General features: G+C 53.1%; 6 protein-coding genes. All 6 read left to right on the top strand.

What is annotated here, in order from left to right; genetic code table 11:
- Positions 1-193 precede the first annotated feature (193 nt).
- The 6 genes from H4O27_RS06380 to H4O27_RS06405 all read left to right on the top strand — a co-directional run bounded on the left by H4O27_RS06380 (position 194) and on the right by H4O27_RS06405 (position 12956).
- Entirely contained in the window at positions 194-862 is a 669-nt protein-coding gene (locus H4O27_RS06380; RefSeq protein WP_165007832.1) for a hypothetical protein, read from the top strand.
- Between the two features lie 149 nt (positions 863-1011).
- On the top strand, positions 1012-1770 hold the full coding sequence (locus H4O27_RS06385) for a DUF1281 family ferredoxin-like fold protein (protein ID WP_165007834.1): 759 nt from the start codon (positions 1012-1014) through the stop codon (positions 1768-1770).
- Positions 1771-1851: 81 nt separating this feature from the next.
- Entirely contained in the window at positions 1852-2304 is a 453-nt protein-coding gene (locus tag H4O27_RS06390; protein WP_165007836.1) for a hypothetical protein, read from the top strand.
- A gap of 279 nt (positions 2305-2583) precedes the next feature.
- Positions 2584-4359 (top strand): ShlB/FhaC/HecB family hemolysin secretion/activation protein, encoded by a 1776-nt coding sequence (locus tag H4O27_RS06395; RefSeq protein ID WP_193004194.1) that lies wholly within the window; start codon positions 2584-2586, stop codon positions 4357-4359.
- 69 nt (positions 4360-4428) lie between these two features.
- Complete coding sequence (locus H4O27_RS06400; protein ID WP_193004196.1) at positions 4429-12462, top strand: two-partner secretion domain-containing protein; 8034 nt, start codon at positions 4429-4431, stop codon at positions 12460-12462.
- Positions 12462-12956, top strand: coding sequence for a contact-dependent growth inhibition system immunity protein (locus tag H4O27_RS06405; protein ID WP_165011079.1), 495 nt, complete (start codon positions 12462-12464; stop codon positions 12954-12956). The genes H4O27_RS06400 and H4O27_RS06405 overlap by 1 nt, the downstream gene beginning before the upstream one ends.
- Positions 12957-12985: the final 29 nt, after the last annotated feature.

Consider the following 12985-nt stretch of genomic DNA (forward strand, 5'->3'; position numbering starts at 1 on the left):
ACCTTTGGTGCAGGTGGGAATCTTTTTTCAACCCCACACGGGATACTTCGCCCCGTCAGGGTTCGCGGTATTCCGATTTTCAAAAAGGAGTTTCACCGTAAACACTGTTTCCAATACCTATATCGTTTGGTTCCACCGCGAGTTCGAGGCCGCCGAAAGTGCGTCCGAAGCCTTAAACGGCCAAGTGCTGCGGATGACGGATTCGGAACATCCGGAACCGGCAGACGTGGTTGGCGAAAGACTGCGTGAGCTGGGCTATTCCGGCGATCTGGTCGATGCCGTCCTTCCGGTGGCTGAGTATATCCGCAACGAAAACATGCATAAATCGATGCCGAGCCGCTGCTACAACTGTTACAGCGCGGCGGTGGTGATTCCGACGTTTCCCAACCGGGAAAACTGGTTGTCCGCCTACCGCCAGCCGGCATTCCTCAGCACTTTACCCGATGATGCTGCCCGGGAAGTATTCGGCGGCATCATGGCTGGTCGGGATGCGGATTACGCCCTCCTGATGCAGGCGGTGTCTGGCTGCAGCAACAGCCGGCCGCAGGATTTCCTGCTGGTTCCCGTTGCTGCGGATTTCGGTGGTTATGACGACATCGCCTATCTGCTGAAAGATGTCGAATACGGCCCGCAGAACATCGAAAGCGCTCTGGCCGACAAGCTGGACGAAGTCGATGCCGAATGGCTGTACCGGCGCAACAGTAAAACCATCTCTTGGTGGATGTTTAACCAAGATCTTGGGCTGGAAGACTTCGGTCACGAATACAGCCGGATTTTGGAAGTGCCGGGAAAAGTACGCTGGGAAGTGGTTTACCGCTGGGCCTGCTATACCGTCAAAGCCTACCTCGACAGCCTGAAATAAGGGCTGTTTTAAAAAGCACCTGTTACCTGAATGTGCGCCGGTTTTGCCGGCGGTAACTTTATCTAATCGGGCGCAAGCCTGTTTTTAACCCGACGGGGTCGTGATGTCCCGTCAGGAGAATCCGGCTCCGTATTTTGATGGAGTGTGTTATGCCTAACCATGTTACCAACATCATGACCGTGAACGGGCCGGCCGAAGCAGTAGCCGAATGGAAAGCCGCGTGGTTCCGCGCCGGCGTTCCCGACCAAAAAAGCAACCCCGGGCTGCCGGATATGGTGGTTGACTTCAATGCCATCCTGCCCCTGCCGGAAGGTTTGGACATCTCGTCCGGTTCGATGTCATCCAATGCCGAAGATTGGCTGAAGATGAAAGACGACTGGCTTTTGTCCGATGAAGCTTTTAGCAAAATCCGGCTCTCATCGAGACTGAAGCAGCACTTTGAAACGCTTGCGGATGGGCAGACCGATACGGTCGGCCGTCTGAAAGAGCGGGTACTGTCCACCCCTGGCTCGCTCGAGAAAATCGGCCTCGACCGTCCTTATCTGGAGCAGATTCAGCGCAACATTGCCGTGCATGGCTGCCCGACTTGGTACGGATGGTGCAACCGCCACTGGGGAACCAAGTGGAATGCCTACCACCAGTACCTCAACGAATGGTCGGATACCTCGTTTTCCGTTACCTTCGATACGGCATGGTCGCCGCCGGAGCCTCTGTTCGAGATTCTGGCCGATGCTTTTCCGAGTGTCGAAATGATGGTGCATTACATCGATGAAGGAGGTGGCTTTGCCGGCATCTTCATCGCTTCAGACGGCCTGCTGGAGGATTCCCCTTGTGCGGATGGCGATTTCAAAGCTTTCGCAGAGAAACACTTCGGCTGGACGTTTGATGACGACGATGATGACGAATAAGGCCGTCTGAAAAGCAACCCACCCGGCGGGTGTATCCCGTCTGGGCATACATCCGTCTCTTTGTATCTGAAGGGGCAACGTATGTATGAATCCGAACTGAAGTTTTACCCTTGTAGCAACATCCAAGACCGCCTCATTATGCTTTACTTGGAAATCTCTGAAAAATCCAATGACCAGGAAAGTATGTTCTGGTGCAGTTCCGACGATGACTTGAGCGTACCCGATACAGCTATTGAAATCGATGCCGAGCGACTGATGCAGGCCTTGGCCGTCAGCAGCCGCTATGCCGATGTTTTAGGCAGCGCCACCATTCCGATTCTGATTCATTCAAAAGGCTACGGCGGTAAAATCCGGCAGGACAAGCTGGAAATCAACAGTGCCCGCCACTGCAATGGTTTTTGGACGACGGCGTGGTTCATCAACGATTGGACAGGTTCGTGGTATTCCTTCGACACCGACCGCCATTGGCCGGTGGAGAAGCAGTACCTGCTGAAATACCTGGAAGATTTGTTGATTCTGTGCGGTAAACGCTAAACTCCAACGGCTGCTTCGGCAGCCGTTTTTTATGCAATCCAATATCTATTTAGACTGAAATAGTGTGGATTTCCCCTGCTATCATGCAATTCATCCACTCACCCTAAAAACCAAGGCAAATTAAAAATAAAATATTGATTATTTTGAATAAAATAACAAATTTATTGCAAATCGGAATGGCCGGCTATCCAAATAACCAACCTTTAATCATGTAAACTTTGCTTTTCTTTACCTTATTCCAATAACATGGTTCGCTCAACCACCTTACAGGTTCCAAGCATGTCCGCCTTTCACTTTTCCTCAAGCTGCCGCTCATTGATGTTGTCGTTCGCTTTGCTGGCAACTGCTGCCATGCCCGCGATGGCTGACGAAAGACAAGCCGGTTTGATTCAGCAAGAACAAGCCCGGCAGGAACAGCAGCGTTTGCGCCAACTCGAGCAGCAGATGCAGTCGGCACCGGATGTGCGCCTAGACCGAACCGCAGAAGCCGTTTCTTCATTGCTGCTTCCTCAAAACGAAACGCCTTGTTTCCCCGTTCAAGAAATCACCTTAATCGGCGATTCTGCCGCCAAATTCCAATTTGCACTGAATAAAGCCATCAAACAATCCGGCTTCCAACCGGGCATGTGTCTGGGTGCGCAAGGCATCAACCACATCATGACGTTAGCACAAAACGCCGTTATTGACCGCGGCTATACCACCACGCGGATTTTGGCTGCGCCTCAGGATTTGAATTCCGGCAAATTGGAATTGACTGTCTTCCCCGGCCGCATCGGTCAAATCCGTTTTGATGAAAGCCATGCCGCAGAAACCCATGTCGGTCGGATTACCGCATTTCAAAACGAATTTCCTGCTGATTCAGACGGCCTGTTGAACCTGCGCGATTTGGAACAGGGTTTGGAAAACCTCAAGCGCGTTCCGACTGCCGAGGCAGATATCCAAATCATGCCGTCTGAAAAAGCGGATGTGAGTGATGTGGTGGTGCAATGGCGGCAGCGCACCCTTCCCTACCGCCTGACTTTGGGTTTTGACAATTCGGGCAGCAAGGCCACCGGCCGCTATCAGGGCAATATGACTTTCTCCGCCGATAACCCTTTGGGTTTGAGTGATTTGTTTTACGCTTCGTATAACCGTGATTTAGGCACACGTTCGGCAGATACCGATTCAGACGGCCATACGGTCAAAGGCGGTACCAACGGCTATGCTTTCCATTATTCCGTACCGTTCGGCAAATGGCTTTGGTCATGGAACCACAGCTACTACCGTTATCATCAGGCGGTAGCAGGCGATTCTGAGGTGTATGACTACAACGGTAAAAGCTGGAACAGCGATGTCGGCGTGAGCCGCCTGCTTTACCGTGATGCCCGCCGTAAAACCCATGCCGCGTTCAAATTGTGGCAGCGTGAAACGCACAGCTTTATCAATGATGCGGAAATCGAAGTGCAACGCCGCCGCACGGCCGGTTGGTCTGCTAATTTAAGCCACAAGGAATACATCGGCCAAGCCACGCTGAATCTGGGCTTGGGTTACAAACGAGGTACGGGGCGGAACAACAGCCTGTCTGCGCCCGAAGAAGCCTTCGGCGAAGGCACGTCCCGCATGAAAATCCTTACTGCCGATACCGGTGTGAATGTGCCGTTTAAAATCGGGCAGCAAAACTTTGCCTTCGACAGCAACTTCCATGCACAGTGGAACAAAACACCATTAACGCCGCAAGACAAACTGGCCATCGGCAGCCGTTATACCGTGCGCGGTTTTGATGGTGAAACCACTTTATCTGCCGAACGCGGCTGGTATTGGCGCAACGATTTATCTTGGCAGTATCATCCGAGTCATCAGCTTTATGCGGGTTTGGACGCCGGCCGTGTCTCCGGTCCTTCTGCGCAATACCTGTTGGGGCAAAGTCTGAGTGGTGCGGCCTTAGGTGTGCGCGGTCAAAGCAAAGTGGGCGGAATACTTTCTTACGATTTTTTCGCCGCCAAACCGCTGCACAAACCCGACCGCTTTCAAACGGCCAACACCACGTTCGGTCTCAATCTGAATTACAGTTTCTAATCCCTTTCCTACCCTCATGCCGTCTGAAAACACAGGCACGGGGGTATTTCCGCTTTATAGGAACCCGCCATGAACAAAACCTGCTACAAAGTCATCTTCAATAAAAAGCGCGGCATGATGATGGCTGTTGCCGAAAACACCGCACGCGACGGTAAAAACGTGCAAGACGGCAAAGCGGCTATTTCAGACGGCCTTGCGGGTGCGGCCAAGTTTCAGATACAGATGGCGGCGTTCTCGGTGTGGCTGGCGGTCGGTTCGGCTGCTGTCAGCCCCGTGTGGGCAGCAGGGCTTCAGGCCGACAAATCCGCGCCTTTGGGCCAACAACCCACCGTTTTGCAGACGGCCAACGGTTTGCCGCAAGTCAATATCCAAACCCCGACCGCAGGCGGCGTATCGGTTAACCAATACCGCCAATTCGATGTTGACAAACGCGGTGCCATATTGAACAACAGCCGCAGCAACACGCAGACCAAATTGGGCGGCTGGATACAGGGTAATCCGTGGTTGGCACGCGGCGAAGCCAAGGTGATTGTGAATCAGGTCAACAGCGTCAGTCCTTCACTACTCAACGGCTATATCGAAGTGGCCGGCCGTCGTGCCGAGGTGGTATTGGCCAATCCTGCCGGTATCCGGGTGAACGGTGCAGGCTTTATCAATGCGGCGGGGGTAACGCTTACCACAGGCAAACCGCTGTTTGACAACGGCAATCTCACCAGTTTCCAAGTACGCGACGGCGATATTGCCGTCAACGGTGACGGCTTGGATACCTCAGGAGCCGATTACACCCGCCTGCTTGCCCGCGCCGCGCAAATCAATGCCGGCGTATGGGCAAAAGATTTAAGCGTGGTATCGGGCAGCAACGATGTGGCGACCGACGGCAGCCACACCCAAGTTTCAGACGGCCGCCCAGCTCCTGCCGTGGCCATCGACACCGCGCAGCTGGGCGGTATGTATGCCAACAAGATTACGCTGGTTTCCACCGACAAAGGCGCAGCCGTTCATCATGCCGGTCAAGCCTTTGCCACCGCTGGCGGTGTGACCCTGAGTGCCGACGGTAAAATCGGTAACAGCGGCAGTATTGCGGCCGCCGACAATACGCAACGCTCGAGCGCAGCGGCGCGTGTAAATATTCAAGCCACGGCGTTTGATAATAGCGGCACCTTGTCATCACAAGGAAAAACCGCGATTCAAAGCCCGAAAGTCGGCAACAGCGGCCTGATCACCTCATCCGACGAACTGAATATCCGCACACAAAACCTCGACAACCGCCAAACCATACAGGCTGCCCGTTTCGACATCGAAACCGGCCGTCTGAACAACAGCGGCGACATGGCGCAAACCGGTTTGCAAAGCCTCAATATTGAAGCCGGCAAATTGAACAATAGCGGTTTAATCGCTTATGCCGGCCAAGACCATGTTTCCGGCAACGGCGGCAATACTGCCCCAAGCACGCCTGCCACACCGACCACCGCCGCCGCGTCAGGCCGAATCCAAACTCAAAATGATGCGGCTGCCGTACCGCTGACCTTGGCCGAAGGCCGTCTGAAGGTTTCAGACGGCCTGGAAAACAGCGGCAGCATCACCGCCAACGGCGGCGTGGATATCCACGCCGCAAACAGCTTGGGCAACACAGGCAAACTACATCTGAACAAACTGGCCGTTGGCGGCAGCCTGCTGGATAACCGCGAAGCCGAAATCATCAGCCGCCAGGCCGAGATTACCGCGCAAACCTTGGACAACCGCCAAGGTAAACTGACCGCTGCCGAAACGCTCACCATCCGCAACCAAACCACCGATAACCGCGAAGGTACCCTGCAATCCGGCGGTAGTTTGGCTGCGGCCGTCCAAACCTTGGACAACAGCAACGGCCGACTCACCGTCAACCGACAAGCCGGTATCAAAGCCGCAGCCCTGCTCAATCAAAGCGGCCAAATCGACACAGGCCGTCTGAAAGCCGAAGCCGCCCGTCTAGACAATACCTCAGGCCAAATCCGCAGCGATGAAATGACCGAGCTCAAAGTTTCAGACGGCCTTGACAACCAACGCGGCCTCATCGGTTCGGCCAAAGACGTGAAAATACACGACGGCGGCAGCCAAAGTCTAAGCATCAACAATGCATCAGGCGAAATACTCGCCGAACAACACCTTGATATCCAAGCCAAAACACTGACCAAGCAAGGAGAGCTGGCGGCCAACCGAAACCTGTCGCTCAATCTTAAAGACAGCTTTACCGCCGCACAAGACATCCGTGCCGGACAAGGTTTGACCGTCAGCAGCAAAGGCGGCATCCACAACAGCTACACGCTGGAAGGCAGCCGTTTCGTACGCTTGGAAGCCGACCACATCGACAACACCGCATCCGGCACCATCCAATCCGGCAGCGACACCCGTCTCAAAGCCGACAACATTACCAACCGCGGCTTAATCAACAGCAACGGCCTCACCCTCTTGGATGCAGGCAATACCGTACTGAACATCGGCAGCGGACGCGTGTATGGCGACTGGGTGGCGATTGAGGCCGAGAAGCTGGTGAACCAAGAAGAAACGGCCAATGGCGAAACCAAAGCCGCCGTCATTGCCGCGCGCGAACATTTGGCCGTGGGGGCGAAGGAGATTACCAATCAGGAAGAAGCGAAGCTTTCCAGCGAAGGCAGTTTGAATATTGGCGGCAGTTTGGATGAGCAGCATCAGGCGCAGGGTATGGCTGATCGTTTGATTAATGCCAGTGCCACGATTGAAGCAGGAGGAGACGCACGGATTGGGGTGAAATCATTAAAAAATCTAAACAATCATTTCCGGACCGGCGAATATTTAGACAGCAGTAAACATATTATTTCCTATACCAAAGCCGGGGAAGCGGAACCATTCTTTACCGAAGGCAAAGACGGTACGACCCGCAAAGAACGACATGATTTCGGCTTTATCTACAATGACGGTACCGAGCAATGGCTGCACAAATACGCTGTTCGCCAATACTATCAGGCTGATTATATTCAAGATATTTACAAACAGAAAATCGTTGAAAACCGTCCCGGCCAAATTCTTGTAGGCGGCAACCTTAACGTTGAAGGAAAATGGTTAAACCATAACAGTATGATTCTGACCGGCGGCACAATTACCGATAAAACCAACATCAATAACCAGGCTGCTAAAGATACCGTCCGCACTGTTAATACCGGTATGCTGCGAGGCGGCAGTTATGATAGGCACGGTTCCCGAGGCCGCCGTCATATTGAGTTTGACAAAGAAAGCAGCCATATTCCCAATCCGCCGGACACCCACCCCGACTTTACAACCAAAGTTTCCGATGTACAGGAATACAGTACCCTAACATTAACCGGTAATGCTGCCGAACAGGCCAATCTCTCTCCAACCGCCGTTACTCACGGCGGCAGCACCCCCGCACCCATTAAAACCCTCAACACCGATACCAAGCTGCCGACATCCAGCCTGTATGCCGTCAACCCGGCCCACCCGTCGTATCTGGTCGAAACCGATCCCGCCTTTACCAACTACAAACAATGGCTGAGCAGCGACTATATGCTCAATGCCCTCAAACTCGACCCAAGTAGAATGCACAAACGCTTAGGCGACGGCTATTACGAGCAAAAGCTGGTAAACGAACAAGTTGCCCGCTTAACCGGCTACCGCCGCCTCGACGGTTACACCAACGACGAAGCCCAGTTCAAAGCACTGATGCAAGCCGGCATCACCTTCGCCCGCGAACAGCAGCTCACACCGGGCATCGCCCTTTCGCCAGAACAAGTAGCACGCCTCACTTCCGACATTGTTTGGCTGGAAACCCAAACCCTTACCTTAATCGACGGCAGCACGGTTGATGTGTTGGCACCCAAAGTCTATCTCACCGTCAAACCCGGCGACATCAATGCCCACGGCGGTTTGATCAGTGCCGACCGACTGGCGATGAACGGCACGGGCAGCATCATCAACAGCGGTACGTTGGCCGGGCGTAAAATCGCCGACCTATCCGCCACCGACATCACCAACAGCGGTGTGGTTCAAGGCGGTAAAGTGCGCTTACGCGGCCAAGATGTGAACATCGAAGGCGGCACCGTCGCCGCCGACACCCTGTTGGCCGTCGAGGCCGACCGCCTCCGCGTTGCCTCCACCACGGCTACCGGTGGCGATGAGCGCAACGGCCAAACCCAAATCGACCGCGTTGCCGGTTTGTATGTCAACAACGCTTCAGACGGCCTCTTAAGCCTCAAAGCCAACCAAAGCATCGACTTCGTCGCCGCCAATCTGCGTAACGAAGCGTCCAAAGGCAAAACCCAAATCGTTTCAGACGGCCGCATCGATTTGGGCACCGCCAAGCTCGAAGCCCACAGCAAATGGGGCGAACTGAGCGATAAAAACCACCGCCATGTTGCCCAAACTTCCGAAGCGGGTACCGTCATCGGTGCGGCCGGCGATATCCTGCTTTCCGCCAAAGACGATTTGACCGTCCGCCAAGGCAGCATCGCCAGCGATAAAGGCAGGGTTACCCTCTCCGGCCGCAACGTCGACATCAGCGAAGGCCGTCAAACGCTGGATTTGGACGAATCAATCTACACCAAATCGCGCGGCATCGCTTCCAAAACAACCGGCCTCGACCAATACCGCCGTCAGCACGACGAAGCGGTCGGCAGCGAAATCAGCGGCGGCAAAGTGTTGATTGCAGCCGATAACAATTTAACCGTACGCGGCGGCAACGTGGTTTCAGACGGCCTGACCGTGTTGACGGCGGGCAATGATGTCAACATCACCGCCGCGCAAAGCACCTATAACGACAGCGAATTCCACCAAACCAAAAAATCCGGCCTGATGGGTTCGGGCGGCATCGGTTTTACCGTCGGCAGCAAAAAAGACACCGCCGACAGCGGCAGCCGTACCCGGGTGAATCACGGCTCGACCGTCGGCAGCTTAACAGGCGACACCGTCATTTCTGCCGAACAAAACTACCGCCAAACCGGCTCGACCGTCTCCTCGCCCGAAGGCGACGTACTGATTCGTGCGCGCAACATCGACATTAAAGCGGCGCAGGATACTTACGCCACCGACTACCGGCAGACCCTCGAACAAAAAGGCCTGACCGTAGCGGTCAACGTGCCCGTCGTTCAGGCCGTACAAAGCACAGCAGCCGCTGCCAAAACCGTCGGCAAAAGCAACAACGGCCGCGTCAATGCCATGGCCGCGGCCAATGCCGCATGGCAGACACGCAAGTTATTGGCCGAAGAAAGCAGTCCCGACAACCTCAAAGGCCTGGCAAACACCGCTGCCGCCCTATCCGCCGGCGATTGGCAATCTGCAGCAAACGCATCCAACGTCAGTGTCTCCCTTACCTACGGCCAACAAAAAAACACTGCCCAAAGCCACAGCGAAGGCAGTACCGCCCAAAGCAGCCAAGTCATCGGCGGCGGCCAAGTCAGCCTGATCGCCGACGAAGGCCGTCTGAACATCACCGGCTCAGATGCGGCCGGTAAAGAAGGCACATTATTGCGCGCCAAAGACATCGTACTGCAATCGGCCGAACAGAGCCACAGCGAACGCAGCGACAACCGCAGCAGCGGCGGGAACGCCGGCGTTGCCGTTGCATTTCAAAGCGGCAAACCGGTTATCGGCTTTACCGCCGGCGGCAACCACGGCAAAGGCTACGGCAACGGTGACGACGTAACCCACCGCCATACCCACATCGGCGACAAAGACAGCCGCACCGTCATCCAAAGCAGCGGCGACACCACCCTCAAAGGCGCGCAGGTAAAAGGCAAAGGCGTTGCCCTTAGCACCCGAAACCTCAACATCGAAAGCATACAGGATAGCGCCGTCTACCGCAGCAAACAGCAAAACCTCAGCGGTTCGGTAACCGTCGGTTACGGCGCATCCGCGACTGCCGGCTACAACCAAAGCAAAACCAACGCCGACCACCGCAGTATCAGCGAACAAAGCGGCATCTTTGCCGGTGACGACGGCTTCCAAGTCAACGTGGCAAACCATACCGACTTAAAAGGCGGCATCATCACCGCCACCGAAACAGCCGAAAGCGAAGGCAGAAACCGCTTTCAGACGGCCTCAATCAGCCACAGCGACATTGAAAACCACAGCCGCTATGAAGGCGACGGCTTCGGCATTGGCGTATCAGGCAGCATCAGCGGCCAAAGCCTCGGCCAAACCGCACCTGCTGCCGACAGCCGCATCCAAACCGTCGCCGCTAAAAACGGTATCGACAGCAGCATCGGCTACGGCAGCGACGGCGACAGTCAAAGCAGTGTTACCAAAAGCGGCATCGGCACGCGCAACATCATCATCGGCAACGATACCGACGGCACACAGGCAGCAGCGGCCTACACCGGCACCCGCAGCGAAACCGCCGAACAAAACTCAGGCCGTCTGAACAACATCTTTGACAAAGAACGGGTGCAGAGCGAGATTGATTTACAGCGGAAGGTCAGTCAGGAATTCAGCAAAAATGTGCAGTCGGCCACCGGCGAAATCAACCGCAAACTGGATACGCTGAAAGAGCAGAAAGAAAAAGGCCTTATCAGCGAAGCCGAGTACCGGCAAAAAGCCGGTAATTGGCAGAAAGGCAAAGTGCTGCTCAACAGCATCGCCGCAGGCTTAAGTGCGCCCACCCAAAGCACAGCAGGCATTGCCGCCGCAGCGGCAAGCCCGGCCGTATCCTATCAAATCGGGCAATACTTCAAAGGAGTGGCGCAACAGAATTCAGACGGCAAACTTACCGGTAAACAAGAAACCGCCCATATACTTGCCCATGCGGTATTGGGCGCAGCAACGGCAGCGGCGGGAGACAACAACGCCCTGGCCGGTGCCATCAGTGCCGGCAGTGCCGAAGCCGCCGCACCGCTAATCGGCAACTATCTCTACGGCGAGAAAGACGGCAGCAAACTGACGGCGGAGCAGAAGAAAACTGTAACGGCGATTACAGGCTTGTTGGGGACGGCTACGGGGGCGGCTGTTGGCACTCATTCGGCGGATGCGGTTCAGGGTGGTTTGGTTGCAGGGAATGCGGTAGAAAATAACTGGGCCCACACTCTAGGAGTGAATGACTTCGATATGAATGCCGATCAGGCTCAGCAAACACGGAAAAAAGAAATCCGGCATCTTGCCCGAACATTATTTAAGGGCAACGAAAAATATGCTGAAGAGTATATTAATTACTATAATCAATACGCAGGAGAGGTAAATCGAATCGGTATACAAGAAGTGGCAGCAGGAACATGGGAAGCCATTGTAAACTATAAGGATACATATGCAGCCTTTATTGATGTCGTTAGCAATCCTGCACAAACTTTTGATAAAGTAATTATCAGTTATGATGAATGGAAACTTATCCGAGATGAAGCATATCGGTCAGATCGAAAATTGGCAGCTCATATGGATGCTTTACTCGCTGCAAGAGTAGGTGCAAATGCAACTTCAATAATTTTAGGTAGTGGCACAGCCAATTTGCTCGCTAAATCTGTACCAGTACAGAAAACAGTCGGAAAGTTGAAAAATGTAGTCCAAAGCTCATCATTTTGGCAGGAAGCAAGGAAAAAAGCCGACATCCGCATATTATCCGCTCAAATTCGAAAAGGAGCGAACAATGCAGCCTTACAAGCACCACAGAATAAACCACCTTCAGCTTGGGTACGAAATCATCAGCTATCTAACATAATCTCTAATAAAGCTGTTGGTATTCAGTGGGGTGCCAGTGTTGGCAAACAAGGTATGCCGTGGGAAAATTATGTCGGTAAAAATTTAGCGGCTGATGCTCGCCTACCGCCAAACTTCAAGACCTTTGATTATTTTGATGTAACGACGAAAACCGCAATCAGTGCCAAAACACTGGATACGCAAACGGCGGCACGTTTGGCCAAACCACAACAAATTTACAGCACCATGAAAGGATATATTGATAAGACGGCGAATTTTACAGAATATGAATTATCTAGAAAAATATTAACAACAGATATGATTAAACAGCGGGAAATCCATTTAGCAATTCCGGCTCAAACCAATGCAGCGCAAAGGCAGCAATTACAGCGTGCAGTAGAATACGGTAAAAGCCGCAATATTACTGTTAAAATTACGGAGATTAAATAATGACTTTCAATTCAGAACGAGATTATTGGGCAAGTTTTAAAGCTAACGAGAAAGCCTTTATTATTCAAACTTATTCAGGTTTAGGAATGATAGGAATAGATCATTTATATCCTCCCCATATTCTACCGTTGGATACTAATGATAAAATTCTAGGAGACATTGTTTTACAAGCGTTGGCAAACAGTAGAACATTAAATAATGAAGCTGAACGGATTGATTTTTTTGATTTTAATAAAGAAACTCAACGCCATATTGATTGGTTAAATCATCTTTACGAAAAACTAGGCTATAAAACCAAGCGAGCCTTGTTTAAAAATATGATGAGTTGCACGATTTGGCTGAATAACGGCCGCATCAAAATCAGCCCCAGCCGTCATGTCAAACTGGAAGCATGGGAAGGCATAAAAGGCGTGGAAAATGTGATTGTAACTTTGGACAATACGCCTGAAGAAATCGGCGCAGGATTGCGTTTGGCATTAAGCCGTTGCCGGTAATGTAGCAAGCTGTTACCCGCATAAGACTT

It is taken from the genome of Neisseria yangbaofengii, assembly GCF_014898075.1.
GTDB classification, from domain to species: domain Bacteria; phylum Pseudomonadota; class Gammaproteobacteria; order Burkholderiales; family Neisseriaceae; genus Neisseria; species Neisseria yangbaofengii.

Coding starts and splice junctions, on each gene's coding strand:
- H4O27_RS06405 (WP_165011079.1), top strand. CDS start 12,462: ATGACTTTCAATTCAGAACGAGATTATTGGGCAAGTTTTAAAGCTAAC.
- H4O27_RS06385 (WP_165007834.1), top strand. CDS start 1,012: ATGCCTAACCATGTTACCAACATCATGACCGTGAACGGGCCGGCCGAA.
- H4O27_RS06395 (WP_193004194.1), top strand. CDS start 2,584: ATGTCCGCCTTTCACTTTTCCTCAAGCTGCCGCTCATTGATGTTGTCG.
- H4O27_RS06400 (WP_193004196.1), top strand. CDS start 4,429: ATGAACAAAACCTGCTACAAAGTCATCTTCAATAAAAAGCGCGGCATG.
- H4O27_RS06380 (WP_165007832.1), top strand. CDS start 194: ATGACGGATTCGGAACATCCGGAACCGGCAGACGTGGTTGGCGAAAGA.
- H4O27_RS06390 (WP_165007836.1), top strand. CDS start 1,852: ATGTATGAATCCGAACTGAAGTTTTACCCTTGTAGCAACATCCAAGAC.